24 protein-coding genes and 3 tRNA genes are annotated in these 25,421 nt (G+C 63.6%); 11 read left to right on the top strand and 16 right to left on the bottom strand.

The genetic code is table 11. The annotated features are described in order from the left end of the window. Positions 1-176 precede the first annotated feature (176 nt). The gene (locus DOM56_RS14460; RefSeq protein ID WP_232822314.1) at positions 177-1,535 is read right to left on the bottom strand and encodes a lytic murein transglycosylase; all 1,359 of its coding nucleotides are present in this window, start codon (positions 1,533-1,535) and stop codon (positions 177-179) included. Positions 1,536-2,387: 852 nt separating this feature from the next. Between DOM56_RS14460 and DOM56_RS14455 the strand changes: the two genes are divergently transcribed. Genes DOM56_RS14455 through DOM56_RS14430 form a run of 6 tightly spaced genes read left to right on the top strand, consistent with a single transcriptional unit; the run spans position 2,388 to position 8,220 of the window. Beyond that, on the top strand, positions 2,388-5,192 hold the full coding sequence (locus tag DOM56_RS14455; RefSeq protein ID WP_110709804.1) for a monovalent cation/H+ antiporter subunit A: 2,805 nt from the start codon (positions 2,388-2,390) through the stop codon (positions 5,190-5,192). Next, the gene (locus DOM56_RS14450) at positions 5,192-5,542 is read left to right on the top strand and encodes a Na+/H+ antiporter subunit C (RefSeq protein WP_110602553.1); all 351 of its coding nucleotides are present in this window, start codon (positions 5,192-5,194) and stop codon (positions 5,540-5,542) included. Before DOM56_RS14455 ends, DOM56_RS14450 begins: the two co-directional genes overlap by 1 nt. Then, positions 5,539-7,056, top strand: a complete 1,518-nt coding sequence (locus tag DOM56_RS14445) for a monovalent cation/H+ antiporter subunit D (RefSeq protein ID WP_110602551.1) — start codon at positions 5,539-5,541, stop codon at positions 7,054-7,056. Before DOM56_RS14450 ends, DOM56_RS14445 begins: the two co-directional genes overlap by 4 nt. Beyond that, positions 7,053-7,550, top strand: a complete 498-nt coding sequence (locus tag DOM56_RS14440) for a Na+/H+ antiporter subunit E (protein ID WP_110602549.1) — start codon at positions 7,053-7,055, stop codon at positions 7,548-7,550. The genes DOM56_RS14445 and DOM56_RS14440 overlap by 4 nt, the downstream gene beginning before the upstream one ends. Then, the gene (locus DOM56_RS14435) at positions 7,547-7,816 is read left to right on the top strand and encodes a K+/H+ antiporter subunit F (RefSeq protein ID WP_110602547.1); all 270 of its coding nucleotides are present in this window, start codon (positions 7,547-7,549) and stop codon (positions 7,814-7,816) included. Before DOM56_RS14440 ends, DOM56_RS14435 begins: the two co-directional genes overlap by 4 nt. 11 nt (positions 7,817-7,827) lie before the next feature. Next, a complete protein-coding gene (locus DOM56_RS14430; protein WP_198655798.1) occupies positions 7,828-8,220 on the top strand; it encodes a Na+/H+ antiporter subunit G in 393 nt (130 codons plus the stop codon). 14 nt (positions 8,221-8,234) lie between these two features. Here the strand turns inward: DOM56_RS14430 and hemH are convergent, their stop codons facing one another. Then, entirely contained in the window at positions 8,235-9,218 is a 984-nt protein-coding gene (gene hemH, locus DOM56_RS14425) for a ferrochelatase (protein WP_110602545.1), read from the bottom strand. A gap of 110 nt (positions 9,219-9,328) precedes the next feature. Between hemH and DOM56_RS14420 the strand changes: the two genes are divergently transcribed. Continuing rightward, a complete protein-coding gene (locus DOM56_RS14420; RefSeq protein ID WP_110709803.1) occupies positions 9,329-10,891 on the top strand; it encodes a cryptochrome/photolyase family protein in 1,563 nt (520 codons plus the stop codon). A gap of 224 nt (positions 10,892-11,115) precedes the next feature. Here DOM56_RS14420 and DOM56_RS14415 read toward each other — a convergent pair whose 3' ends face one another. The 10 genes from DOM56_RS14415 to rnr all read right to left on the bottom strand — a co-directional run bounded on the left by DOM56_RS14415 (position 11,116) and on the right by rnr (position 20,920). Further along, entirely contained in the window at positions 11,116-11,418 is a 303-nt protein-coding gene (locus DOM56_RS14415; protein WP_110709802.1) for a DUF6482 family protein, read from the bottom strand. Between the two features lie 183 nt (positions 11,419-11,601). After that, positions 11,602-13,374, bottom strand: coding sequence for a bifunctional diguanylate cyclase/phosphodiesterase (locus tag DOM56_RS14410; protein WP_110709819.1), 1,773 nt, complete (start codon positions 13,372-13,374; stop codon positions 11,602-11,604). A 75-nt stretch (positions 13,375-13,449) separates the two neighbouring features. Further along, complete coding sequence (locus DOM56_RS14405) at positions 13,450-13,743, bottom strand: hypothetical protein (RefSeq protein WP_110602539.1); 294 nt, start codon at positions 13,741-13,743, stop codon at positions 13,450-13,452. Positions 13,744-13,806: 63 nt separating this feature from the next. Then, positions 13,807-15,192 (bottom strand): replicative DNA helicase, encoded by a 1,386-nt coding sequence (dnaB, locus tag DOM56_RS14400; protein ID WP_110709801.1) that lies wholly within the window; start codon positions 15,190-15,192, stop codon positions 13,807-13,809. 169 nt (positions 15,193-15,361) lie between these two features. After that, the gene (gene rplI / locus DOM56_RS14395; protein WP_071231349.1) at positions 15,362-15,808 is read right to left on the bottom strand and encodes a 50S ribosomal protein L9; all 447 of its coding nucleotides are present in this window, start codon (positions 15,806-15,808) and stop codon (positions 15,362-15,364) included. Positions 15,809-15,824: 16 nt separating this feature from the next. Next, a complete protein-coding gene (locus tag DOM56_RS14390) occupies positions 15,825-16,676 on the bottom strand; it encodes a hypothetical protein (protein ID WP_110602536.1) in 852 nt (283 codons plus the stop codon). A 45-nt stretch (positions 16,677-16,721) separates the two neighbouring features. Beyond that, positions 16,722-16,949: a 30S ribosomal protein S18 gene (gene rpsR / locus DOM56_RS14385; RefSeq protein ID WP_035472385.1), complete on the bottom strand. Its 228-nt coding sequence runs from the start codon at positions 16,947-16,949 to the stop codon at positions 16,722-16,724. Positions 16,950-16,975: 26 nt separating this feature from the next. Then, positions 16,976-17,395 (bottom strand): 30S ribosomal protein S6, encoded by a 420-nt coding sequence (gene rpsF / locus DOM56_RS14380; RefSeq protein ID WP_110602534.1) that lies wholly within the window; start codon positions 17,393-17,395, stop codon positions 16,976-16,978. Positions 17,396-17,628: 233 nt separating this feature from the next. Then, positions 17,629-18,444 carry a 23S rRNA (guanosine(2251)-2'-O)-methyltransferase RlmB gene (rlmB, locus tag DOM56_RS14375; RefSeq protein ID WP_110709818.1) on the bottom strand — a complete coding sequence of 272 codons (816 nt, stop codon included), beginning with the start codon at positions 18,442-18,444 and terminating at the stop codon, positions 17,629-17,631. Positions 18,445-18,484: 40 nt separating this feature from the next. Next, positions 18,485-20,920 carry a ribonuclease R gene (gene rnr / locus DOM56_RS14370; protein WP_110709800.1) on the bottom strand — a complete coding sequence of 812 codons (2,436 nt, stop codon included), beginning with the start codon at positions 20,918-20,920 and terminating at the stop codon, positions 18,485-18,487. A gap of 270 nt (positions 20,921-21,190) precedes the next feature. Here rnr and DOM56_RS14365 point away from each other — a divergent pair. The 3 genes from DOM56_RS14365 to DOM56_RS14355 all read left to right on the top strand — a co-directional run bounded on the left by DOM56_RS14365 (position 21,191) and on the right by DOM56_RS14355 (position 21,541). Beyond that, positions 21,191-21,277 (top strand) — tRNA-Leu (locus tag DOM56_RS14365). 43 nt (positions 21,278-21,320) lie between these two features. Further along, positions 21,321-21,407, top strand: a tRNA-Leu gene (locus DOM56_RS14360). A 47-nt stretch (positions 21,408-21,454) separates the two neighbouring features. After that, positions 21,455-21,541 (top strand) — tRNA-Leu (locus DOM56_RS14355). Positions 21,542-21,642: 101 nt separating this feature from the next. Here DOM56_RS14355 and DOM56_RS14350 read toward each other — a convergent pair. The 3 genes from DOM56_RS14350 to DOM56_RS14340 all read right to left on the bottom strand — a co-directional run bounded on the left by DOM56_RS14350 (position 21,643) and on the right by DOM56_RS14340 (position 23,322). Further along, a complete protein-coding gene (locus DOM56_RS14350) occupies positions 21,643-22,497 on the bottom strand; it encodes a DNA/RNA non-specific endonuclease (RefSeq protein WP_232822313.1) in 855 nt (284 codons plus the stop codon). A 6-nt stretch (positions 22,498-22,503) separates the two neighbouring features. Continuing rightward, entirely contained in the window at positions 22,504-22,779 is a 276-nt protein-coding gene (locus tag DOM56_RS14345; protein WP_110602523.1) for an Lrp/AsnC ligand binding domain-containing protein, read from the bottom strand. Positions 22,780-22,845: 66 nt separating this feature from the next. Further along, positions 22,846-23,322 carry a methylated-DNA--[protein]-cysteine S-methyltransferase gene (locus tag DOM56_RS14340; RefSeq protein ID WP_198655797.1) on the bottom strand — a complete coding sequence of 159 codons (477 nt, stop codon included), beginning with the start codon at positions 23,320-23,322 and terminating at the stop codon, positions 22,846-22,848. Between the two features lie 146 nt (positions 23,323-23,468). Between DOM56_RS14340 and DOM56_RS14335 the strand changes: the two genes are divergently transcribed. Then, positions 23,469-23,825, top strand: coding sequence for a high-potential iron-sulfur protein (locus DOM56_RS14335; RefSeq protein ID WP_232822312.1), 357 nt, complete (start codon positions 23,469-23,471; stop codon positions 23,823-23,825). A gap of 27 nt (positions 23,826-23,852) precedes the next feature. On the opposite strand, the gene DOM56_RS14330 is transcribed toward DOM56_RS14335, so the two are convergent. Continuing rightward, positions 23,853-25,409, bottom strand: coding sequence for a SpoVR family protein (locus tag DOM56_RS14330; RefSeq protein WP_110709796.1), 1,557 nt, complete (start codon positions 25,407-25,409; stop codon positions 23,853-23,855). Positions 25,410-25,421 lie beyond the last annotated feature (12 nt).

The raw sequence follows: 25,421 nt of genomic DNA, 5'->3' as shown, positions 1-25,421 counted from the left end.
TTCGCGGTCACAGTCTGCCAGCCGCCGGACACCGGGCATGGCCGGGAATGGCGGTCAAATCGGTGCCAATTCCGAGGCTGGGCGATATCGAGATAACGCGCGAGCGCGATCCATCGGGGATGGCCGCGAGCGAGCGCGCGACGCGGAAAGAGCCCCCGCCGCGCGCCGAGGTGGGGTCAGCCGCTGGTCAGGCGCTGGATCAGAGATTGCGTCGGATAGCCGTCGGGGACCACGCCGATGCTGCGCTGGTAGGCGCGCAGGCCGGCGCGGGTGTTGGGACCGACCAGACCATCCGGCGTGCCTACATCGAAGCCGTGGGCGTTGAGCCCCTGCTGCATGCGACGGATGCGATCACGCGAGAGCGCCGGTTCGTCCCGCGGCCATTCACCTTGGATCCCCGGGCGTCCGGCCAGCCGGTCCGACAGTGTGGCGACGGCCAGCGCGTAACTGGTCGAGGCGTTGTAGCGCATGATCACGCGAAAGTTGGGCCCGACCAGAAACGCTGGCCCCTGGGCGCCCGCGGGGGCGATAACCGAGGCCTGATCGAAGTTCGGCAGCGGCTGGCCGTCGAGGCGCTCCACCCCCTGGGCCTGCCATGCCTGACTCGGGTGACGCACCGACAGCTCGGTCTGGGAGTAATCGAAGCCCTCCGGCAACGTGACCTCGACGCCCCAGGGTTGCCCGCGCTGCCAACCGGATGCATCCAGGTAATTGGCCGTCGATGCCATCACGTCGGGAATGCTGCCCCAGATATCCCGACGGCCATCACCGTCCTCGTCGACCGCGTAGGCCAGGAAGCTGCTCGGGATGAATTGGGTATGTCCCATCGCCCCCGCCCAGGAGCCTCGCATGTGATCCCGGTCGATATCGCCATTCTGCAGTATCTTGAGGGCCGCCATCAGTTCACCCCGCGCAAACGACTGACGTCGTCCGTCGAAACCCAGCGTCGAGAGCGCATCGATGGTCTCGAAGTCGCCGAAGTTGCTGCCGTAGTTGCTCTCGATCCCCCAGATGGCAACGATAATTTCCCCAGGGACGCCGTATTGCCGGTTGACCTCATCCACCGTGGCCCGGTTGGCGGCAAGGCGCTCACGACCATTGGAGACGCGCGACGCCGAGACGGCGCTGTCGAGATAGCTCCAGATCTGGCGGGTGAACTCGGGCTGGGAGCGGTCGTACTCGAGAATGCGGGGCTGGTAACTGGCCCGATCGAACGCCTCGGCCAGCGTCGCCTGATCGATCCCCTCGGCGGCCGCCCGCTGCCGGAACTGGTCGACCCAGGCGTCGAATCCAGCCGGGTCCTGCACGACCCCGGCATCCGCGGCGGCACCGGAACCGTCGTCGGCCTCCTCGGTCGCCGTCCGGGAGTCGGACGGGCTTGACGTGGTCTTCTGGGGAGCGCTGGAGGCGATTGTTTCGCTGGCGCGACCTTTCGACGCAGTATGGGTATCGGCGACGCTCTGGCACCCCAGCAGCGCCAGCGAGAGGCAGAGCGAGAGTGCGGCGGGAGCCTTGACCGGTAGTGGACGCTTCACGGAGACATATCCTTATGCTGAAGTGGTTCCAAATGACGCTGGACGCCGATGCGGTTGCGCTGGCGGATTGCACCGCAGTGTAGCGTATCCCGTCGCCCGGGGAAGTGACCCGCGGCGGATGACATCGTGCCCTGCGCGAGGGCCGGAAAGCGGCGCCGGCCCCCGGCGTTTCGCGCCTTCGCCGGGGCCAGATTGGAGGTTCCAGGTTACCCACGCCGGGGCAGCCACCATCCATCGCCCCCTATGGCTAGGTGTATATCGGCGTGGTAAAGTCGGACCAACGCCACCATTCGGTTTCCATAATTTACTAATATTTTCAATAATTTCGCGCTCAGCGAACCATGACCAGGCGTTTCCTGAAGGGAGGAGAGACACCATGCCGGGCCACATGCCTAGCCAGCTTTCGCTGACATGCGCGACCTGTCGTATTGGTGCCCCGACTCGTATCGGTGCCCAGACACCGCCATCCATCGCTGGCACGATCACACCTGGTGGCCGGACTCCTGCCTGGATGCTGGCACCCCGCGGCGTCCGTCGTCCTTATCTGACCGATCCGCCCCAGCGACTCTGACCTGGCGACCGGTACGCCATGAGACCATGGATACCGCCATTGCCGCTTGTCCGCAGTGGGCCACCCGCCCCGTCTCGCGCGGAGAAGGACATCATCGCCCTCGACTTCGACCATCCCCAAGACGCACGCCTCGTGCGACTGGCAACATCGCTTACACTAAGGCGAGCTAGGGGCGCGGATCGATTGCGACGGGCGAGAAACGAAGCTCGAGCGGACCGGCTGCCACCATGAGGCAGATCGAGAAACGGGCCTCCCTGATCCAAGAATAGAGCGACAACTTCATGTCACTGCCGCTGATCGTTCTGCTGCCGCTTCTGGGCAGCCTCATACCCTTGCTGAGCAGTAACCGGCAACGCAATCTCAATGCCTGGTCCACCGCCCTGCTTCCCGCGATCGCGCTGGGCATCGTGATCGCCCATGCTCCGGGCGTGATTGCGGGTGAGGTGTACCACTCCAGCATGAGCTGGGTGCCGCAGCTGGGCCTCGACCTGGCCTTCCGTCTCGACGGCCTCTCGCTGCTGTTCCTGCTGTTGATTCTGGGCATCGGCCTGCTGATCATTCTCTACTCGCGCTACTACCTGTCGCCCGAGGACAGCATGCCGCGCTTCTACGCCTACCTGATGCTGTTCATGACCTCCATGATCGGCATCGTGATGGCCGACAACCTGTTGCTGCTGTGGGTGTTCTGGGAACTGACCAGCCTGTCGTCGTTCTTGCTGATCGGCTACTGGTATCGACAGAGCGAGGCACGTCGCGGCGCGCGCATGGCCCTGGCGGTCACCGGCATGGGCGGGTTGGCGATGCTGGCCGGCTTCCTGCTGATCGGCCATATCGTCGGTACCTTCGACCTGCAGACGGTGCTCGACAGCCGCGAGCTGATCCAGGCCGACCCGCGCTATCTGCCGGCGCTGCTGCTGGTACTGCTCGGCGCGTTCACCAAATCGGCGCAGTTCCCTTTCCACTTCTGGCTTCCCCATGCGATGGCCGCACCGACGCCGGTTTCGGCGTTCCTGCACTCCGCCACCATGGTCAAGGCCGGCGTGTTCCTGCTCGCCCGCCTGCACCCGGCGCTGGCCGGCTCCCAGCTGTGGCTCTACATCGTCACCCTCACCGGGCTGGTGACGATGATCTACGCCGCCTACTTCGCGCTGCTCAAGTACGACCTCAAGGGCGTGCTGGCGTTCTCCACCGTGAGTCACCTGGGACTGATCACCATGCTGTTCGGGCTGGACAGCAAGCTGGCCGTGGTGGCGGGGCTCTTCCACATCATCAATCACGCGATGTTCAAGGCGGCGCTGTTCATGTCCTCCGGGATCATCGATCACGAGACCGGCACGCGGGACATCCGCAAGCTGAGCGGGTTGCGCCACAGCATGCCGATGACGGCGGCGCTGTCGGGCCTGGCCGCGGCCTCCATGGCGGGGGTGCCGCTGCTCAACGGTTTCATCTCCAAGGAGATGATGCTGACCGAGACACTGGAGAGCAGCCTGCTGGGCGGCCTGGCCTGGCTGATCCCGGTGCTGGCGACGCTCGGCAGCATACTGTCGGTGGCCTATTCGCTGCGCCTGATCCGGAATGTCTTCTTCGGCCCGGAAGCGAAGGAGCTGCCCAAGGCGCCGCATGAAGCGCCGTTTCCGATGCGCCTGCCCATGCTGCTGCTGGTCGGTCTGTGCGTCGTCATCGGGCTGATACCCGCAGTGATCGTGTCGGGAGTGCTGGATGCCGCCGCCCGGGCCACGATCCTGGCGCCGAGGCCGGAGCTTCATCTGTCGATCTGGCACGGCTTCAACCTGCCACTGCTGATGAGCGCCATCGCGCTGGCCGGCGGGGTCGGCATCTACGCCGTGCGCCGCAATCTGTTCAGCTTCCAGCGCCAATTCCCGCAGCGCAACGCACTGATGATCTTCGAGCACAGCGTGCGCCGCCTGCTGCACTGGACCCAGATCGCCATCGACCGGCTCGAGAACGGCTCGCTGCAGCGCTACATGCTATGGCTGATCGTGGCGGTGCTGTTCCTCACCGGCAGCGGACTGCTGGACCTGGACCAGTTGCAGGGCTCGCGCCAGCCGCAGCCGCTCGACGGCCTGCTGCTCGCCGGCGCTGGCATCACGATCCTGGCGGGCCTGGGTACCGCCGTGCTCCACCGCCGCCGGCTGGTCTCGCTGATGATGCTGTCGGTCGTCGGACTGATGGTGTCGCTGGCGTTCGCCCGCTTCTCCGCCCCCGATCTCGCGCTGACGCAGCTGGCGGTCGAAGTGGTGACCGTGATCCTGCTGATGCTGGCTCTGTTCTTCCTGCCCCAGCGCACGCCCAAGGAGTCCACCGGCGCACGCGTGGTGAGGGACGTGCTGCTGGCGGCCGGTTTCGGTGGCGTGGTGGCGAGCCTCAACTACGCCCTGCTGACAAGGCCGCTGGACAGCATCTCCGGCTTCTTCCTCGACAACAGCGTCAGCGGCGGTGGCGGGCACAACGTGGTCAACGTCATCCTGGTCGACTTCCGCGGATTCGATACCCTGGGCGAGATCACCGTGCTCTGCATCGCCGCCATCGGCATCTACAAGCTGCTCAATCGCCTGCGCCTGTTCATGCCATCGAGCGACAGCGAAGGCCGCCCCTGGTCCAAGGACCTGCACCCGATGCTGCTGGCCACGGTGTCACAGACCCTGCTGCCGCTGGCGCTGCTGGTATCGGTATTCATCTTCCTGCGGGGTCACAACGAACCCGGCGGCGGCTTCATCGCCGGCCTGGTGACGGCGGTCGCACTGATTCTCCTCTACATCGCCCGTGGCGTGGACTGGGCCCAGCAGCGCCTCTCCTTCCAGTACCAGCCCATCGCCGTGACGGGCGTCGCCATCGCCACCCTGACCGGCCTCGGCAGCTGGCTGTTCGGCCACAACTTCCTGACCTCCGCCTTCGGCCATTTCTCGATTCCGTTTATCGGCGAGATCGAGCTGGCCACGGCGATGCTGTTCGATCTCGGGGTCTACCTGACGGTCGTGGGCGCCACGCTGATGATTCTGGCCAACCTGGGCAAACTGACCACGCGACACCGGCCCAGCAAAGAGAACGAAAGGGAGACCGTCTGATGGAAGCGCTCTACGCCACCGTAACCGGTTTCCTGGCCGCCAGTGGTCTCTACCTGGCGTTGCGGGGCCGCACCTTTCCCGTGGTCGTGGGACTGACCCTGCTCTCCTATGCGGTCAACCTGTTCCTGTTCTCCACCGGCGGGCTCACCACCAACGGGGCGGCGGTCATTCGCGAAGGCGTCACCCACTACGCCGACCCACTCCCCCAGGCCCTGGTCCTGACCGCCATCGTGATCGGCTTTGCCATGACCGCATTCTCGGTGATCCTGGCGATGCGCGTGCGCGGCGACCAGGGTAGCGACCAGGTCAACGACCAGCGCGGCGAAGAGCCGAAGGAGGAGAAGTCATGATGCATCACCTGATCGTGCTTCCGGTCCTCCTGCCGCTGCTGAGCGGACTGCTGATGCTGGTCAAACGAGACTCGATCGTGCTGCCTCGACGGGCGATCGCCTTGGCCAGCACGGCGGCACTGCTGGTGATCAGCGTCGTGCTGGTGATCCAGAGCGATAGCGGAGAGATCACCTACTACGCGCTGGGCGACTGGCAGCCACCTTTCGGCATCGTGCTGGTGCTCGATCGACTCTCGGCGCTGATGGTCTGCCTGACAGCCTTCCTGGCCCTGGGCAGCGTCGCTTATGCCTGCGCCGGCGACGACCGCAAGGGCAGCAACTTCCACGGCCTGTTCCAGCTGCAGTTGATGGGGATCAACGGTGCTTTCCTGACCGGCGACATGTTCAATCTGTTCGTATTCTTCGAAGTGTTGCTGATCGCCTCCTACTCGCTGCTGATGCATGGCGGTGGCAAGGATCGCACCCAGGCCGGCTTCCACTACGTGGCGCTGAACCTGGCCGGCTCGGCGATGTTCCTGATCGCGCTCGGCGTGCTCTACGGCACCACCGGCACGCTCAACATGGCGGACATGTCGCAGAAGGTCGCTGCGCTCGATCCCGACCGGCTCGGTCTGATCAAGGCGGGCGCGTTCCTGCTGCTGGTGGTATTCGGTCTCAAGGCCGCGATCCTGCCGCTCTATTTCTGGCTGCCGCGCGCCTACAGCAGCGCGCCGGCGCCGGTAGCGGCCCTGTTCGCGATCATGACCAAGGTGGGCATCTACGCAATCCTGAGGGTCTACACGCTGATCTTCGGCGGCGGGGCCGGTGAGCTGGCCAATTTCGTTCAACCCTGGCTGTGGTGGTTCGCCTTGGCGACACTCGCCCTCGGCGGCCTTGGCGTGCTGTCGGCCCGCGACCTGCGCAACCAGGTGGCCTATCTGATCCTGATTTCGGTCGGCACCCTGCTGGTCGGGGTCAGCATGAATCGTGAGGCGCCCCTCGCGGCCGTGCTCTACTACATGATCCATACCACCCTGGTCAGCGGCGGCCTGTTCCTGCTGGCCGATGCGATCGGCGAGCAGCGCGGCAAGGCTGGCGCGCGGATCGTTCCCGGCCGCGGCGTGACCCAACCGGCCCTGCTGGGACTGTTCTACTTCGTCGGTGCGGTCACGGTGATCGGCCTGCCGCCGCTGTCAGGCGCCATCGGCAAGGCGCTGCTGCTGAATGCCGCGTTGCCGAGCGAGCAACCCTGGCTGTGGTCGCTGCTGTTGCTGTCGAGCCTGGCCGGACTCGTCGCCATGGCGCGTAGCGGCTCGACCGTGTTCTGGAAGGCGGGGCGCGGTGACAGCGACGGCCCCAGATTGAAGCCGGCGATGCTGGCGGGACTGATCCTGCTGCTCGGCGCGTCACCGGCACTGTCGATTCTCGCCGGCCCGGTCACGCGGTTCACCGATGCCAGCGCCACTCAACTGCTCGATCACGACGCCTATGCCGAGGCAGTCCTGTCTGGCAACGTCGCCGGAGGTGACTCATGATTCCTCCCACTCGCTGGCTGCCAATGCCGGTGTTATCGCTACTGCTGCTGGTGGTGTGGCTGTTGCTGCAGGAGAGCGTCGCGCTGGGGCAGTGGCTCCTCGGCGGCGTGCTGGCGATTCTGATCCCGGTGGTCTGCCGACCTTTCTGGGAGCGCCAGCCGACCATCAAGCGCCCTCTGAAACTGCTGGGCTACTTCTTCCGCGTACTGGGCGATATCGTGACCGCCAACATCCAGGTCTCGAAGTTGATTCTCGACCCCCGGGGCCGGATGCGACCGGCCTTCGTCGAGTACCCGCTCACGCTGAAGGAGAATTTTCCGATCACCATCCTGGCCAGCACCATCACCATGACGCCGGGAACCGTCTCCGCCCACCTGCGGCTCGACGGCAGGACGCTGCTCATCCACGCGCTGGACGTGGCGGACACCAAGGCGTTGATCGACGAAATTCACCAGCGCTACGAGCGCCCCCTGCTGGAGATCTTCGAATCATGATCGACATGGCCCTGTGGATCGCGCTGGCGTTGTTCTGCGCCGCCATCGTACTCAACTTCTATCGCGCCGTGGTCGGACCGAGTCTGCCGGATCGCGTGCTGGCGGTGGACACCATGTACATGAACTCGATCGCACTGATCGTACTGTTCGGTATCTGGGTCAACAACAAGGACTACTTCGAGGCGGCACTGCTGATCGCGATGCTGGGCTTCGTCAGCACCATCGCCATCTGCAAGTACCTGCTGCGCGGCGACATCATCGAATAGGAGGCGTGACGATGCTGGATACGATTATCGAGGGCGCGGTCGCCTTCATGCTCATTGCCGGTGGCGCATTCGCCTTCATCGGCTCGCTGGGTCTGACGCATCTCAAGGATTTCTACATGCGTCTCCACGGCCCTTCCAAGACGACGACACTGGGTGTCGGCTTCACCCTGATCGGCTCGCTGATCTACTTCAGCCGGGAAGACGGGCCGGTCATCCAGGAACTGCTGATCACCATCTTCGCCTTTATCACCGCACCGGTATCGGCCCACATGCTGGCCAAGAGCGCACTGCACCACAAACTGAAGCCGGATCCCCGCACCCGCGGCAATCCGGTGGAGCTGGAGAGCGACAAGCCCAGACACACCATCGAGGAAGCCCCCCAGGGCAACTCACCGCTGCCCTAGGAGCGCCGCCGGCATTACCAGCCGGCGGTGTGCTGCTCGACCAGATGGGTCAGCAGGGTGACGTGCTCCGGACGTTCATTGAGCGCCGGGATGTACCGATATCGTCCGCCCCCGGCCTGCTGGAAGTAGTGACGGTTCTCGGCATCGATCTCTTCCAGGGTCTCCAGACAGTCGGCCGCAAAGGCCGGGCTGATGACATCGACGCACTCGGTCTTGTCCGCGCCCCAGGCCTTGAGCGTCTCGTCAGTGTAGGGCTTGAGCCACTCCTCGCGGCCGAACCGCGACTGATAACTCTGAAACCACTCCCCTTCACCGAGTCCCAGCTCCTCGGCCAATAGCCGACTGGTCGTCTCGCAGTGCCTGGCATAGGGATCGCCGTTGTCGACGTAGCGCCTGGGAATGCCGTGATAGGACATCAACAGCCGCCCCCGGTCGCCATTGGCCTCCCAGTGCTGGCGGACGCTGGCCGCCAGCGCCGCGATATAGTCCGGGTGGTCGTGATAGTCGCGCACGAAGCGCAGCTCCGGCAGGTGCGGACAGGGTTCCAGCGCCTTGGCCAGGCGCTGGAATACCGCGCCGGTCGTGGTACGCGAAAACTGGGGATAGAGCGGCACCACCAGGATGCGCCCGACGCCGGCTTCACGCAGCTTGAGCCCGGCCTCCTCCATGCTCGGCTTGCCGTAGGTCATCGCCAGCTCCACCGGGATGGACTCACCGCTGCGGATAGCCAGCGACTCCCTCAGCGCGCGCTGCTGGCGCCGTCCGATCGCCAGCAGCGGTGACCCCTCCTCCTGCCAGACCGAGGCATAGGCCTTGGCGACCTTGGGCGGGCGAATTCGCAGGATGACGCCGTGCAGAATCGGCCACCACAGCCAGCGTGGCGCATCAATGACCCGGGGGTCGCCGAGGAACTCCCCGAGATATTCCCTCACGGCCTTGGCCGTGGGCGCCTCGGGCGTTCCCAGATTGACCAGCAACACTCCGTAACGGGCCGCCATAGCACCACTCCTTTCCCTGCCATCTTTTGATGAAATTCTACCAACGTCGCTTGTACTTACCCGATCATCTTATACGATCAATACAATGTGTATAATTTATGGATAACTTAATGTCGCGTCCGCTGATCCTGATTCTGGGTGATCAGTTGTGCGAGGAGCTGGAGCCCCTCGCCAACGCCCCCGCCGATGCCGTCGTCGCTCTCTGCGAGGTCAAGGCGGAAGGGGAATACGTCCCTCACCACCCCCAGAAGATCGTGTTGATATTGTCGGCGATGCGTCACTTCGCCGATACCCTGCGCGACAAAGGGTATCAGGTCCACTACAGCCGGCTCGACGACGACGACAACCACCAGGATCTGCTACAGGAAGCCGAGCGACTCGCCGACGCCTATGGCTGCGACGAAATCCGGGTGACACATCCCGGCGAATGGCGGCTGCTGGAGCGTATCCAGCGTCGGGGCACGCGCTGGCGACTGTACGACGATACCCGCTTCTACTGCTCCATCGCCGAGTTCGGCGAATGGCTGGAGGGGCGCAGACGCTTTCGGATGGAAGATTTCTACCGCCAGATGCGCAAGCGGACCGGATTGCTGATGGAGGAGGACGAACCGGCCGGCGGTCAGTGGAACTTCGATCACGACAACCGGCGACCCGTCGACGAAGGCCTCCAGTTCCCTGAGCCGCCACGTCATCGTCGGGACGCTATCACCCGCGAGGTCCAGGCGCTGGTCGAAGCGCAGTTCGGCGACCATTTCGGCACCCTGGATGGCTTCAACTGGGCGGTGACGCGACGCCAGGCACTAGGCGACCTGCGCCATTTCGTCGCCCACGCGCTACCGGACTTCGGCACCTACCAGGACGCCATCAGCGACGCGGACCCGTGGCTGTTTCACTCGCGACTCTCGGCGTCGCTGAACATCGGTCTGCTCTCGCCCCGAGAGGTCTGCGATGCCGCCGTGGAGGCCTGGCGGCGCGAGGAGGCACCCATCAACGCCGTGGAGGGTTTCGTGCGCCAGATCCTGGGCTGGCGTGAGTACGTCCGCGGCATCTATTGGCAACGCATGCCGCACTACAAGCGCGAGAACCGGCTCGACGCACGGCGTGGGCTGCCCGATTTCTACTGGACCGCCGACACGGATCTGCGCTGCGTCCGGCGCGCCCTGGAGATGACCCGCGATAACGCCTATGCCCACCATATCCAGCGCCTGATGATCACCGGCAACTTCGCGCTGCTTTGCGGGGTCGCCCCGGCAGCGCTCTGCGACTGGTATCTGGCGGTCTACGTCGACGCCTTCGAATGGGTCGAGCTGCCCAACACGCTGGGCATGACCCTCTACGCCGACGGGGGCTATCTCGGCTCCAAGCCCTACTGCGCGTCGGGAAAGTACATCGACCGCATGTCGGACCACTGCCGCCAGTGCCGCTACGACGTCAAGCAGGTCACCGGCGAGGGCGCTTGCCCCTTCAACAGCTTGTACTGGCACTTTCTGGAGCGGCATCGCGAGCGTCTACGGGGCAACCACCGCATGAAACTGATCTACGGAAGCTGGGATCGGATGCAGGAAGAAAAGCGAGCGGCCATCCTCGACCAGGCAGAGCGATTCCTGCGTTCGATCCACTTCGAGGCGCCCTACGGCCAAGGTGATCACGCAGAAGGCTATCGGCGGCACTGACGACGGCAGGTCCACTTAGCCTGGCAGCCCGGCATCGGTGTAAACGAGAGAAGAGAGAAGAGAGAAGAGAGAAGAGAGAAGAGAGAAGAGAGAAGAGAGAAGAGAGAAGAGAAACAGTATTCCCTCCAGACCATGGCAAGTCACTACAGGACTCGCCGAAGGGAAATCAGGTTGGTGAATGGAAAATAGGTCGGATTGGAGTCCTGGAGACCGTCGACCCGGGATCAGAAAACCAGAGGCATCCGCGACAGCAGCGGATCGTGATAGTGGGACTCGTGGCCGACGATCTCGTCGTTGGCAACCTGCTGGACCAGATAGGCGCGGTGGATGCCGGCCTGTTTCAGTTCGCCGTAGACATCGTCGAGAGCGCGAAACAGCATCGGCTTGCCGCGCCGGGTCAAGGCCTGCGTGGTACCGTCTTCCGGCTCCAGCATGACCTGATAGTAGCGGCTGCCGGCATGGGCGATGACGCGGATCTCGAAGTTCTCGTGATGTCGTTGATAGTGCGCTAGCTCCTTGAGTTCCATGGTTCCCTCCTGTGGGTCGTTGATGGAATCGTGTTCTGAATCGGGAGACGCTCCTTGCCATCCCGTCGCGACACCCTGACACTCGGATGTGACAAAACTGTGACCAGGGCCTGTTCACAAGCTACGCCGCGAGTCGCGTGGAGGGTGTGAACAGATCCTAAGACGCCAAGACACGCCGATCGTTCACCCCCGGAGATCTGCCGAACGGCGGTCCAGCGTCACCACGATTCGACCGTTGGCGGCACGCTTGGCCGCCGGCTTGAAGTGGCTCCAGAGATCGCCGAAGCTATCGACCCTGGCCTCGGCACCGACGCGAAGCGCAATGATCGACAGCCGGACCAGCGGGAAAAAACGCCATTGATCGTAGCGATCCCTGGCATGAAAGCCACCTTCCGCTCTGGCGTCGGCGGGCACCAGCGCGTGGCTCTCCATGCTGAAGCGGCGTTGTATGCCGGCAAGCCGACGGTGGAGATCCTTCCCGTCATTCAGCAGCAGTATGAAATCGTCACCGCCAAGATGGCCCAGAAAGTCCTCCCGCCCCAGCTCGCTTCTCACCAGGCTCGCCAGCGCGAGAATCACTCGATCCCCCAGGGCGTAACCAAACCGGTCATTGAAGGGCTTGAAGTTGTCCAGATCCAGATAGCAGGCGACGAAACCCCGGGCCTGGCGTTGATAGTGTTCCAACGCCAACCTGATGGGGCGGTTGCCTGGCAGTTGGGTCAACGGATTGGCCTGGCGCGCCAACTGGACCTGCTGCTCGGTGAACAGTTGCAGCAGGTTGATGACGTGCCCCATACCCAGATAGCGGCCACCGTCGGTGATGACGAAATCCTCGTCGCGGGATGCCTCCTCGCGCCCAGTCACCTTGCGCGAGACCCGCTCCAGAGGCTCGTGGGCCTCCACGCAGAGCGCCTGGGTCCGCATCACCTTGGTGACCGGCTGACGGCCGTGAAGATCGAAGCCGAAGCGTTTGCCGAGCAGCGCCATCAGTTGCTGGCGCCCCAGGATGCCGATCGGTCGACTCCGGCCATCGACGACCGCCAATGCGTTGGCATGGGGCAGACGGCTGAATCGCTCGGACGCCTCCGCCACGCAGAGACCGGCGTCCAGCGCGGGCAGCGGCACACTGAGGCGCCGGATCTCTGTCGCGGCAGTGGGCGGGCGATGGTTGGCAGCCAGTGACACCAGTCGGGCTTCGAGAGCCTCGCGTACCCGGTGGGGAGCGGCATCGGGGCGCGCGAACAACCACCCCTGGCAATAATCCGCCCCCAGCTCGAGCAGGGTATCCAGCTCCCCCTCTCGCTCCACGCCCTCCGCGATGACACGGCTATCCATGCTGTGCGCAATATCGATGATGGAGCGAACGAACCGGCGCTTGACGGGGTTCTCGTCGAGGCGACTGACGAAGTGGCGATCCAGCTTGACGTAGTCGGGATTGAGCTGGGACCAGAGTCGCAGACCGGCGTAGCCGTCTCCCAGGTCGTCCAGCGCGATGGAGAACCCCATCGACTGATAATGGCGGGCAGCCTCGGCCATCAGCTCGCAATCGATCCCCGGCGACTGTTCGGTGATCTCGATGACGATGCGGTCGGGCGAGAGACCGTGCTGGTGAAGAAGCGCCAGCGTCTGGCCGCCGAGATCTTCAGGGTCGATCAGGACTTCCGGACTGGCGTTGAGGAACAGAAGCTCGCCGAGGCCGGTATCCACCCAACGCTTGATCGCCCGCTCCCGGCATCCGCGCTCCAGCGCGGTAAGCAGGCCGCGCTCGCGGGCCGCCCGGAACATCGGGATCGGATTGGCGTAGGGCGAGTCCCGTGGACCGCGAGACAACGCCTCGTACGCCAGAATATGTCCGGTCGTGACGGCAACGATCGGCTGGAAATGAACGCTCAGATCACGACGGGCGACGATCTCGTCGAGAGAAGGGCTGCCGAGGGAAGCGGAGGGTGGGTTCATGAACGCCATGAAAGCGGAACATCATGACACCGTCATGACACATAAAGTTACAATCCCGCATCGTCATGGCAGCGACTACTGATAAGCGGAAGGATCGATCGCCTTGCCCAGAGAGTTGCGGTCGATCCACCTGCCCGCCTTCGCCTCCTTGTAGCGAAACACCACGCGGTCACCGATGGCAACCGGCAGTTCGGCATCTTCCGTCTGATAACTATAGAGTTCGCCATCGACCGTGAGCCAATGGCGGTAGAGATCGGGCATGCCCAGCCACTCCTTGAAAGGGCCTTCACGCTCCAGCTTTTCCAACTGGCCACGCACCTCGATCTTGGGAACCCGCTGACGACGCCCCCGCTGAAATCCACCTGCCATGATTCGACTCCTTGATATCTTTCCAAAACACCGGCAACGCCGGCTTCTTCACTATCCGTCGACTTACTCGTAGTGCTGACCGTAGCTATCCGGCGCCAGATCCTCGAATCGCGTGTACTTGCCGATGAAAGCCATGTGGACGGTACCGATAGGACCGTTACGCTGCTTGCCGATGATCAGTTCGGCCAACCCCTTGTTATCGGGGTTATCGCTATTGTAGACCTCGTCACGGTAGACGAAGGCGATGACGTCGGCGTCCTGCTCGATGGCGCCCGACTCGCGCAGGTCCGACATCACCGGGCGCTTGTTGGGCCGCTGCTCCAGCGAGCGGTTGAGCTGAGAGAGCGAAACCACCGGGCAGTTGAACTCCTTGGCCACGCCCTTCAGCGAGCGCGATATCTCCGAAATCTCGGCGGTACGGTTCTCGGACAGCCCCGGTACCTGCATCAGCTGTAGATAGTCGATCATCACCAGCCCGACATTGCCATGCTCGCGGGCGATGCGACGCACCCGCGACCGCAGCTCGTTGGGCGACAGCGCCGGCGTATCGTCGATGAACAGTTGTCGATCCTTGAGTAGATTGACCGCCGAGGTCAGGCGCGGCCAATCCTCGTCCTCGAGCTGGCCGGTACGCACCCGCGTCTGGTCGATTCGCCCCAGCGAAGAGAGCATACGCAGCATCAGCGATTCCGCCGGCATCTCCATCGAGAACACGATGACCGGCTTGTCGCTGGAAACCACCGCGTGCTCGACCAGATTCATGGCGAAGGTGGTCTTGCCCATGGAGGGGCGGCCCGCGATGATCACCAGGTCCGAGGGTTGCAGACCCGAGGTCATGTCGTCGAGATCGCGAAAACCGGTCGAGATCCCGGTCATCTGCCCCTTCATGTTGAACAGCTCGTCGATCCGGTCCACCGCCTTGGTCAGCAGGTCGCTCATGCCGATCGGCCCACCGAACTTGGGTCGCGACTCGCTGATCTGGAACACCAGGCGCTCGGCCTCGTTGACCAGCTCGTCCGGCGGCCGCCCTTCCGGCGAGTAGGCACTGTCGGCGATCTGACGCGAGGCCTGGATCAGCTTCCGCAGTGTCGCCCGCTCACGGACGATATCGGCGTAGGCGCGAATGTTGCTGGCCGACGGCGTATTGCGGGCCAGTTCCGCCAGGTAGGCGAGCCCCCCCACACTCTCGAGCTGATCGCGGCGCTCCAGCGCTTCCGACAGCGTGACGACATCGAGTGGATGCGCGCTCTCGGCCAGTTCCGCCATCGCATTGAATGCCAGGCGATGCTCGTGACGATAGAAGTCGTCCGCGACCAACCGCTCCGACACCGTATCCCAGCTGCTGTTGTCGAGCATCAACCCGCCCAGCACCGACTGCTCCGCTTCGAGCGAGTGGGGCGGCATCTTCAGCTGGGCGGTTTCGTGATCACTGTCGACGCGTTGATTCATGCTTGGCGTTCATCCCGTGTCGCGCGCAGAACACGCTGCAAAAGTCTGGCGCTCATTCTACCCAGTCGGCAGCCACCATCGCCACGCCTCCCGGCCATGAAAAAGGCACGCAGGGCGTGAGCCCTGCGTGCCTTCGGCCAGACGTCTCGGCGACGACGACAGTCGAGATTTACTCGGCCACCACCACCACACGGACGCTGGAAGTGACTTCGGCATGCAGCTGCAGCGCGATGTCGTATTCGCCGGTCTGGCGAAGCGGGCCTTCCGGCATGCGCACTTCGCTCTTGGCGACTTCGATGCCAGCCTGAGCCATGGCTTCGGCCAGATCGCGCGGGCCGATGGAGCCGAACAGCTTGCCTTCATCGCCCGCTTTCGCGACCAGAGACAGTTCGATTTCGGCGAGCTGTGCCGCGCGAGTCTCGGCCTGGGCCTTGCGCTCTGCAGCCTGGGCTTCGAGCTCGGCGCGCTGCGCTTCGAACGCTTCGACATTGTCTTTGGTTGCCGGCACGGCCAAGCCGTAGGGAACCAGGTAATTACGGCCGTATCCGGGCTTGACGGTGACCTTGTCACCCAGGTCGCCCAGCTTGCCGATGTTATCGAGCAGAATGACTTCCATTCTCGTGAACCTCTCGTCAATCACTGCGTGTCAGTCGACCGCGAAAATCCGCGAAGGTATCTACCAACGCCAACAGCAGTACAATCAGAATCGTGGGCCAGGTGGTCAACAGCAAGGCATAAAAGCCTACCAGCCAGAACCCGCTCATTCCCTTCAAACCGATAAACCCATGAACCAGTGCCACGCCGGCGACCAGCAGCGGAACCCAGGCCAGCAGACTGGCGGCGGGAACGGCCAGCACCATGCCCAGCGCCATCAAACCCACCAGCAACAGGAGCTGCTTGCGCGATAGCTTCAGTGAATGAAACTCCTCGCGAAACCCTCCGGGGTTATATAGCCCCGCCTGCCAACTGCGGGCCAGCGCCAGGCAGGCGATTCCGGCGAGCAGCACGACCAGGCCGGTTGCCCCGCCGATCACCAGTGTCGCCATCAGCTCGGTATCGACGCCCTGCGCCGATAGCTGGTCGAGCATGCTGGCAACCTCCGACGAACTCTGCCGCAGTTCCGCCAGCAATGGCGCTGTCCCTCCGGCCGGCACGAAGATGCCAAGCTGGACAAGAACCATGCAGACCACGCTGCCGACGATGAGCGCTTCAGACCAGCGCATGCGTGAACGCAGCACCGTCGCCATCAACGTCACCAGCAGAATGCTGGCCAGCGGAACCGAATCGCCCTGCATCCACCACCAACCGGCGGGGAGGGCTGCGGCCAGCAATACCGGCGCCGCCGTGGTCATGCCCCGGCGCAAGGTAACCAACCCGGCAACGGCGGCGCTGAACCAGAACAGCCACGGCACCAGCGCTGTCAGTGCGGCCGCCGCTATCGCTTGTGGCGTACCGCGCATGATCCAACGTGCCAGTGCCAGCATGATGCCTCGCTATGGATTACCGATCGTGGACTACCGGATCAGGGTTTACTGGTGGCTGTCGGAGTACGGCAGCAGCGCCAGGTAACGCGCCCGCTTGATCGCGGTAGACAGTTGACGCTGGTAGCGCGCCTGAGTACCGGTAATACGGCTCGGGACGATCTTGCCAGTTTCGGTGACGTAGGCTTTCAGCGTATCGATGTCTTTGTAATCGATGTACTTCACGCCTTCGGCAGTGAAGCGGCAGAACTTACGGCGACGGAAAAAACGTGCCATGAGAGTCTCTCCTTAGCGAAATCGAATCAGTTGGTTTCGGCGGTGGTTTCGGAACGCTCGGGGCGCTCTGAACGCTCACGATCGCCACGCTCGGAGGGCTTGTCGTCACGGCGACGGCTCTTCTCTTCAGCCGGCTTCATCATCGGCGAGGCTTCGGTAACGGCCTCTTTGTTGCGCACGATCATGCTGCGGATGATGGCATCGTTGAAACGGAAGATGTTCTCGATCTCGTCGAGGGTCTCGCCGCTGCACTCGATGTTCATCAGCACGTAGTGTGCCTTGTGGATCTTGTTGATCGGGTAGGCCAGGTGGCGACGGCCCCAATCCTCGAGACGATGCACGGTACCGCCGTTCTCGGTCACGAGGCTGGTGTAGCGCTCGACCATGGCCGGAACCTGCTCGCTCTGGTCCGGATGGACCATAAACACGATTTCATAATGACGCATGTTAGCTCCTTGCGGTTTGGCAGCTTCCGCGCGGCGACGCTCCTGAAGAGATGGCCACCACGAGAAGCAAGGAGTCGATATCGGGTGAACGGCGTCATGCCCCGCTCACGATCCCGGATATTCAGACCAATTGGCGATTCGCCCGGACAGGTCCGAGCGGGAGTCGCGCTCCATGAGCATAGCCTGCCCACAGAACCGCGCAATTGTAGAGACCAAGCCCTGCCAGCGCAAGTTTAACCGGCAATAACCCCGGCCCGCTGGCGCACCGCCTCGAACAGACAGATGCCGGTGGCGACCGAGACATTGAGACTGGAGACACCGCCCTGCATCGGCAGCTTGACCAGCCCATCGCAGGCCTCGCGAGTCAGACGGCGCATGCCCTTGCCCTCGGCACCCATCACCAGGGCACAGGGCACGGTGAAATCGGCATCGTACAGGAGCGAGTCCGCCTCGCCGGCGGTACCGGTGATCCAGACCCCATGCTGCTTGAGCTTCTCCATGCAGCGGGCGAGATTGGTGACCTGAAACACCGGCACCAGTTCCGCCGCCCCGCACGCCACCTTGCGCACCGTCGCGTTGAGCGGCGCCGACTTGTCCTTGGGTACGATCACGCCATTGACCCCGGCAGCGTCGGCGCTACGCAGGCAGGCTCCCAGATTATGGGGATCGGTGACGCCATCCAGAATCAGCAGCAACGGCGGCCGGCTGGCCTGCCACTGCTCGAGCCGCCACCACAGGGTCGTTTCGTTCTCGGCGATCAACGGCTCGCAGAAACCGATCACGCCCTGGTGTGATGCCTGGTGGGAGACGCCGTCGAGCGCCTCGCGCGCCATTCGTCTCAACTCGCAACCCGCCGCGTGGGCCTGCTGCAGGAGAGTCTCCAGGCGTTGCTCGGCATGACCTTGCTGAACCCAAAGCACTTTCGGCGGCTGGCCGCGTTCGAATAGCGCGCGAACGGCGTGAACGCCATAGACGGGTTCCAGCCCGTCCGGCATGCGAGGCAGTTCGCACGGCTTCGCAGAGGTGCGGCGATTCGCAGGACGACTCATCTCGGCTGGCACCTGCTGGACGACTGGCCGGTGGCCGCCGTCATCGTTTGCCACCGCGCTGACGCGGGCCGCGGGAACGGCGCTTGCCGCTTTCTTCACTGCCCTCCGCTGCCCCCTGGCGCTCGCGCTTGCCCGGGCGGCTCTTGCGTGAAGAGGACTTCTTGGCGGGCGCGCCAGCGGCGGGGGCGTCGCCACCGGGCTTCTGGCCACGCGGCGTGCGGCGGTGACGCGGCGCCGCGTCGGCCAGATCGAAATCGATCTTGCGGTCGTCGAGGTCGACGCGGGCGACACGCACGGTGACGCCATCTCCCAGACGATAGGCGACCCCGCTGCGCTCGCCCTTGAGACGGTGCTTTTCCGCTTCGTAGTGATAGTAGTCGGAAGGCAGCGACGTCACGTGCACCAGCCCTTCCACGTAAACGTCGTCGAGCCGCACGAAGATCCCGAACTGGGTGACCGAGGCGATGGTGCCCTCGTAGACCTCGCCGACCTTGTCGGAGAGGAACTCGCACTTCAGCCAGTCGGTGACATCCCGCGTCGCCTCGTCGGCGCGACGCTCGGTCATCGAGCAGTGCTCGCCCAGCTCGACCATCTGTTCGAAGGTGTACGGGCACCAGATCGAGGGCTTCTCGACCGGCGCCCCCTCCGCCCGCTGCACGGTCTGGGTCTGACGCGGGCCGCGAATGACCGACCGGATCGCACGATGCACCAGCAGGTCGGGATAGCGGCGGATCGGCGACGTGAAATGCGCATACGCCTGGTAAGCGAGACCGAAATGCCCGTCGTTCTGCGGCGAGTAGACCGCCTGGCTCATCGAGCGCAGCATGACGGTCTGGATGATGTCGAAGTCGGGACGCCCCTGAATCACCTCCCGCAGCGCCTGGTAGTCCTTGGGCGTCGGTTCTTCACCGCCGCCCAGGGTCAGCCCCAGCTCACCCAGGAACACGCGCAGGTTCTCGAGCCGTTCGGGGGCCGGCGACTGGTGGACGCGATAGAGCGCGGGCAGGTCATGCTTGTCGAGGAAGCGCGCCGTGGCCACGTTGGCCGCCAGCATGCACTCCTCGATCAGCTTGTGGGCGTCGTTGCGCGTACGCGGCACGATCTTCTCGATCTTGCGCTCGTCGTTGAAGACGATCTGCGTCTCCGTGGTCTCGAAATCGATGGCGCCACGCACTTCGCGTGCCTGGCGCAGCACCTTGTAGAGCGCGTGCAGGTTTTCCAGCGACGGCACCAGTTCGTGGTAGCGCTCGCGAAGTGCCGCGCCCTCGTCGCTGTCGGGCTCCTCCAGCATCGCGCCGACCTGGTTGTAGGTCAGCCGGGCGTGAGACTGGATCACCGCCTCGTAGAACTTGTAGCGACTGATGGTGCCGTTCTGGGAGATGTTCATCTCGCAGACCATGGTCAGGCGGTCGACGTGCGGGTTGAGGGAGCAGAGCCCGTTGGAGAGCAGCTCCGGCAGCATCGGTACGACCTGGCCGGGAAAGTAGACGGAGTTGCCGCGGATGTAGGCCTCGTTATCGAGGGCACTGCCGCCGCGAACGTAGTGGGAGACGTCGGCAATCGCCACGACCAGCTTCCAGCTCCCGGACTTGGTCTTCCAGGCGCAGACGGCATCGTCGAAATCCTTGGCGTCCTCACCGTCGATGGTCACCAGCGGCATCTCGCGGAGGTCGATTCGCGCCGTCTTGTCCTCCTCCTTCACCTCGGCGGACATGCCGGCGATCTGCTCGTCCACTTCCGGCGGAAACTCCGCGGGAATATCGTGGGAGCGAATCGCGATGTCGATCTCGAGCCCGGGATCCATCCGCTCTCCCAGAACCTCCACCACTTCACCCACCGGCTGCTTGCGGGTCTCCGGCTGCTGGGTGATGTGGACGGAGACGATCTGGCCGTCCTTCGCGCCACCGCTGACGCTATGGGGGATGATCACTTCCTGGCTGATCCGCGAATTCTCCGGGATCAGCACCGCGAATTCGGAGCTGTTCTGACGGAACACACCGACCAGCGTCTGGGTGTTGCGGGCCAGCACCTCGGCGATGGTGCCCTCGGCGCGACCTCGGCGATCCTTGCCGCTGACGCGAGCCAGTACCACGTCGCCATCGAACACACGGCGCATCTGGCGCGGCGGCAGCACCAGGTCGGGCTTGACGCCATCGTGACGAATCAGGAAGCCCATGCCGTCACGGTGACCCTGAACACGCCCCTTGATCAGATCGAGCTTGTCGATCAGGGCATAGGCGCCTCTGCGATCCTTGAGGATCTGGCCGTCGCGCTCCATCGCCGCCAGCCTGCGGCGCACGGCTTCCAGCTGGTTGTCGTCTTCGAGCCCCAGCATGGCACTCATGTCTTCATGAGTGATCGGCTTGCCGTAGCTCTCCAGCCGTGCCAGCAGATACTCGCGACTGGGCACGGGGTTGTCATATTTTTCCGTTTCACGAGCCGCGTGCGGATCGTCATCCAACGTCCAATGAGTCATGCAACCATCGTCCTTGCGTTGAGCCTGCTGGGCCTAGGCGGTAGAGAGAATTCACGCGGCGGGCGGCCTGAGCCGTTCAATCTTTTTGGATTCATTCTCCAAGTATAGCGTTCACGCCTGTTCGACCCAACCATGCGCTGCCAAACGGCCAAGGCCGTGGTCGATTGCCGGGTATGGGAATCGCTCAGTGGACCGTTCGGGCGGAAGCCCAAGCGTCATTACCGGACGCTTGCATTCGGATGCAAAATCGGTATTATGCATCGCGCCTTGGCCCAGATGGCGGAATTGGTAGACGCGCTAGCTTCAGGTGCTAGTGTCCTTACGGACGTGGAGGTTCAAGTCCTCTTCTGGGCACCATCGCCTTCGACGATGGTCATTTAGAATGTACAAGGCCGGTTTGGCCCGGATGGCGGAATTGGTAGACGCGCTAGCTTCAGGTGCTAGTATCCTTACGGATGTGGAGGTTCAAGTCCTCTTCCGGGCACCATTCCAGAGGAGTTTTCCAAACTCCTGGCAGCACCCGATACATGACACGCCCAGGTGGCGGAATTGGTAGACGCGCTAGCTTCAGGTGCTAGTATCCTTACGGATGTGGAGGTTCAAGTCCTCTCCTGGGCACCACGTGTCATGATCGTTTTCTTCTGAGACCCTCCTCGCAAGCGCTGTCGCAATCATCCCCGCACGCCTCTCCCTATCGTGATCCGTCAGAGATGGCATCGCCATCATCGATAACGCCCAGGCCGCGTCGAGACCGCCTCGAGCCCCCAGCCGTCTTCGTCTACCCGCCCTTCCAGCTTACGCTCGACGGGATCGGCCAGTTGAGGGAAGAAATCCAGGCCGGTACGCGCCTCGATCTCGTCGATCGTGACCGCAAAGCGGGCGAGAGGCTCGTTGCCCTCGACGTTCTGCGGCATCAGAAATGCCAGCGCACGGGGTGTCGCGCCAGGTGCGATCAGGATCTTGTAGAATCCCACGGGAATTTGAGAAAACCCTACCCGATGCAGCAACTGGTCGTCATAGATCGGCCCGGTGACGACCCAGACGCGCCCGAATCTGGGCACGAAATCGTCGATGACCGCCTCCTCCAGGCGCTGCCATAGCTGTCGATTGAGTTTGGGTCGCTGCGGCGCGATGTTGGTCATCAGGAAGCTGGCCATCTGCGCATCCCGTCCATGGACGACCGACATGGCGTAGTTCGGCGCCAGATGCCCCCGATCATAGCCGCTGTGAGTGTAGTCACTGCTGTTGATCGGCCACAGGCTGCGCCAGTCGGACTCAAATCGGTCGGGCCGTGGAAGACTGTGGGGATCGTCGACCCGATTCAACACGTAGCCAACCCAGAGCGGTCCGCCCCGCACGTCCGACCACCCCAACAGGAAGCCGTCGTTGCGAAGCACGCGGTTCCAGCCCCGCCAGTCGTTCCACTGCCACTCGGGTACGCCCATCCAGCTCAACTGGTCGCGGACGCTCCCCTCCTGCCAGTACCACAACCCGCTGATGACAACGACGAAGATCAGGCCTATCCGGGACGAGCGAGCCAGCTGCCCCAGCAGCCCCCGCTTTCGACGACGCGCCACCCCGACCTACAGGCCGACGGAAAACATGGCGTCGAGATCGTGGCGCGAGTGCACCTGCATGGCATTGAGCGTTTCGGTGTCACGGATGCCCTCGACGCTCATCAGCCGCTCGGTCACCAGCGAGGCCAGGGATTCGAAGTCCCGTGTCCGGGCAATGGCGATGAGGTCGTAACGACCGCAGGTCGAATAGACTTCGCTGATACCCTCGAGATCGGCCAGGCGCTCGGCGACACCCCGTATCCGGCCCTTTTCGACATTGATCAGAATGACGGCGTTCTGCATTTCCCTCTCCCACCGGCGTTCGGCCTTTCGCGAGGCCCGAAGAATGAATGATCCGGCGCGAGTATATCAGCTTCCGGACCAACCGCCTTCCAGCGTCAGCAGGGCGCGCTTCAACGACTCGCCGCCGCTGTAGCCACCCATCCCCCGGGCGGCGACGACCCGGTGACAGGGGATGAACAACGGCAGCGGATTGGCCCCCACCGCACCGCCGATCGCCTGCGCCGCGCCATCCTTGCCCAGGCGATGTGCCATCTCGCCATAGGTACTGGTCTGCCCATATGGGATACGCAACAGGCCTTGCCAGACCTGCAACTGGAAATCACTCCCCTCGGGGGCCAACGTGACATTGAAGCTCCGCCGCCGCCCCGCCAGGTAAGCGTCGAGCTCGGCCCGGGCCTGGGCAAAGAAGTCGGCGTCCTCCTGCCAGCTCGACTCCGGCGTCCCGGAACGGGAACTCTCGGGCAGGCGCAGTTCGCGCAAGCCCTGCTCGTCCCCCACCAGCATCATCTCTCCATGATCGGTCACAAACTGGACATAGCGCATAATCGACCCTTGGCGACACCGTGAATGGCGAAATTGCCCGGCAGCGAATGGCGGCTGCGAGCGTATTGTGACAATGTCACGACACATCGCAGACTTCCAGTCATCCAGAAGCGGTGTGCGTCAGGACAACGAACCGGAGACGGGTCATGCGGGAACCAGCGAAAAAGAGGACGAGAGAGGCCGGCGGGTCGCCGAATGGTGAAGGACGTCGGCGCTTTCTGCGCCACGGCATGTGCGCCTCCGGCCTGCTGCTGCTGGGCTGGAGGGGCCTGCCCACCCTGGCCCAGGACAAGCCGAAGCTGGACCCGGATGCCTATCAAGCCAAGGCGCTCGATTATGTCGAGGAGGCCTCGAATGCTGCGGACAACCCTGCCTACCAGGCGGGTCGGCGCTGCGCCAACTGCGACTTCTTCACCGCGTCGAGCCAGGCGTGTGGCCTGTTTCCCGACCACCGGGTCGCCAGCGATGGCTGGTGCAGCGGCTGGACGGCCAGCGCGTCCTGACATCACCCCCGGAGGCGGACCCAGAATTCATGCCGACTCGCGATTCGACTCCGGAATCGGCCACTGATAGCGACGCACGACCTCACCTTCCTCCATCGATTCGAGCTTGATCGGGAACCCCCAGAGCTGGTGCAGGTAGCGCATTACCGGGAACAGGCTCTGGCCCAGCGGCCGGCGCCTGTCCTGTACGTGGCGCAGGGTGAGCGAGCGGTCACCGCGAATGTCGGCCTCCCACACCTGGATATTGGGCTCCCGGGCCGACAGCGCGTACTGCACGCTCAGCGCCTCGCGGATGCGCCGATAACCCCGATCATCGTGAATCGCCTCGATCTGCAGGCTGTCGTCACGGTCGTCGTCGACCAGGCTGAACAACTTGAGATCGCGAATCACCTGGGGTGACAGGAACTGCTGGATGAACGACTCGTCCTTGAAGTTCTGCATCGCGAAATGCAGCGTCTCCAGCCAGTCGCTGCCGGCAATCTCGGGGAACCATTCGCGGTCCTCGTCGGTGGGCGACTGACAGATGCGCTGGATGTCGCTGAACATCGCGAATCCCAGCGCATAGGGATTGATGCCGTTGAAATAGGGACTGTCGAAACCCGGCTGGCTGACCACGGACGTATGGGACTGCAGGAACTCCAGCATGATGCCTTCGTCGATCAGGCCGTCGTCGTACAAACGATTCATCAGCGTGTAGTGCCAGAAGGTGGCCCAACCCTCGTTCATCACCTGGGTCTGGCGCTGCGGGTAGAAGTACTGGGCCAGCTTGCGCACGATGCGCACGATTTCGCGCTGCCAGGGCTCCAGCAGTGGCGCATTCTTCTCCAGGAAATAGAGCAGGTTTTCCTGGGGCTCACTGGGGTAGCGGTCGTGTCTGTGCAGCCCCAGGGGATCGTTCTCGAAATCGTGCGATGGTTGCTGGACCAGGCCGCTGATCGGGGTCGGGATCGTGCTCCAGAGCCGGTTGACCTGGGTCTGGAGGTAGGCCTCGCGCTCGTCCTGGCGCCGCACCTCCTCCTCGGCGGAGACCGGTGACGGGCGCTTGTAGCGGTCGACGCCATAGTTCTGCAGCGCGTGGCAGGCGTCGAGAAGCTGCTCCACCGCCTCGACGCCATGCCGCTCTTCGCACTTGGCGACATATTTACGGGCAAAGACGAGATAATCGACGATCGCCGAAGCGTCCGTCCAGGCGCGGAACAGATAGTTGCCCTTGAAGAACGAGTTGTGGCCGTAGCAGGCGTGGGCGATGACCAGCACCTGCATCATCAGCGAGTTCTCCTCCATCAGGTAGGCGATGCAGGGGTCGGAGTTGATCACCAGTTCGTAGGCCAGCCCCATCTGGCCCCGGCGATAGGCCTGCTCCACCGACAGGAACTGCTTGCCGAACGACCAGTGGTGGTAGCCGATCGGCATTCCCACGCTGGCGTAGGCATCCATCATCTGTTCGGAGGTGATGATCTCGATCTGGTTGGGATAGGTATCCAGCCGATACTCCCGCGCCAAGGCGCCAATGGCGTTTTCGTAGGCTTCCAGCGCCTCGAAGTTCCAGTCCGAACCGGTGGCAATGGGCTCGCGTCGCGTCATCGCTCTCTATCT

The organism is Salinicola sp. CR57 (assembly GCF_003206585.1).
In the GTDB taxonomy this organism is placed as follows: domain Bacteria; phylum Pseudomonadota; class Gammaproteobacteria; order Pseudomonadales; family Halomonadaceae; genus Salinicola; species Salinicola lusitanus.
This window is presented reverse-complemented; position numbering and strand designations above follow the sequence as displayed.

Bases quoted from the DNA above. Each gene is read 5' to 3' on its own strand.
- DOM56_RS14430 (WP_198655798.1), top strand. From the start codon at position 7,828: ATGCTGGATACGATTATCGAGGGCGCGGTCGCCTTCATGCTCATTGCC.
- rplI (WP_071231349.1), bottom strand. From the start codon at position 15,808: ATGGAAGTCATTCTGCTCGATAACATCGGCAAGCTGGGCGACCTGGGT.
- DOM56_RS14340 (WP_198655797.1), bottom strand. From the start codon at position 23,322: ATGCGCTATGTCCAGTTTGTGACCGATCATGGAGAGATGATGCTGGTG.
- DOM56_RS14390 (WP_110602536.1), bottom strand. From the start codon at position 16,676: ATGCTGGCACTGGCACGTTGGATCATGCGCGGTACGCCACAAGCGATA.
- DOM56_RS14410 (WP_110709819.1), bottom strand. From the start codon at position 13,374: ATGAACCCACCCTCCGCTTCCCTCGGCAGCCCTTCTCTCGACGAGATC.
- DOM56_RS14415 (WP_110709802.1), bottom strand. From the start codon at position 11,418: ATGGAACTCAAGGAGCTAGCGCACTATCAACGACATCACGAGAACTTC.
- dnaB (WP_110709801.1), bottom strand. From the start codon at position 15,192: ATGAATCAACGCGTCGACAGTGATCACGAAACCGCCCAGCTGAAGATG.
- DOM56_RS14420 (WP_110709803.1), top strand. From the start codon at position 9,329: ATGTCGCGTCCGCTGATCCTGATTCTGGGTGATCAGTTGTGCGAGGAG.
- DOM56_RS14445 (WP_110602551.1), top strand. From the start codon at position 5,539: ATGATGCATCACCTGATCGTGCTTCCGGTCCTCCTGCCGCTGCTGAGC.
- DOM56_RS14345 (WP_110602523.1), bottom strand. From the start codon at position 22,779: ATGCAGAACGCCGTCATTCTGATCAATGTCGAAAAGGGCCGGATACGG.
- DOM56_RS14335 (WP_232822312.1), top strand. From the start codon at position 23,469: ATGCGGGAACCAGCGAAAAAGAGGACGAGAGAGGCCGGCGGGTCGCCG.
- DOM56_RS14405 (WP_110602539.1), bottom strand. From the start codon at position 13,743: ATGGCAGGTGGATTTCAGCGGGGGCGTCGTCAGCGGGTTCCCAAGATC.
- DOM56_RS14440 (WP_110602549.1), top strand. From the start codon at position 7,053: ATGATTCCTCCCACTCGCTGGCTGCCAATGCCGGTGTTATCGCTACTG.
- DOM56_RS14330 (WP_110709796.1), bottom strand. From the start codon at position 25,409: ATGACGCGACGCGAGCCCATTGCCACCGGTTCGGACTGGAACTTCGAG.
- DOM56_RS14435 (WP_110602547.1), top strand. From the start codon at position 7,547: ATGATCGACATGGCCCTGTGGATCGCGCTGGCGTTGTTCTGCGCCGCC.
- rnr (WP_110709800.1), bottom strand. From the start codon at position 20,920: ATGACTCATTGGACGTTGGATGACGATCCGCACGCGGCTCGTGAAACG.
- DOM56_RS14450 (WP_110602553.1), top strand. From the start codon at position 5,192: ATGGAAGCGCTCTACGCCACCGTAACCGGTTTCCTGGCCGCCAGTGGT.
- rpsR (WP_035472385.1), bottom strand. From the start codon at position 16,949: ATGGCACGTTTTTTCCGTCGCCGTAAGTTCTGCCGCTTCACTGCCGAA.
- DOM56_RS14455 (WP_110709804.1), top strand. From the start codon at position 2,388: ATGTCACTGCCGCTGATCGTTCTGCTGCCGCTTCTGGGCAGCCTCATA.
- rpsF (WP_110602534.1), bottom strand. From the start codon at position 17,395: ATGCGTCATTATGAAATCGTGTTTATGGTCCATCCGGACCAGAGCGAG.
- hemH (WP_110602545.1), bottom strand. From the start codon at position 9,218: ATGGCGGCCCGTTACGGAGTGTTGCTGGTCAATCTGGGAACGCCCGAG.
- rlmB (WP_110709818.1), bottom strand. From the start codon at position 18,444: ATGAGTCGTCCTGCGAATCGCCGCACCTCTGCGAAGCCGTGCGAACTG.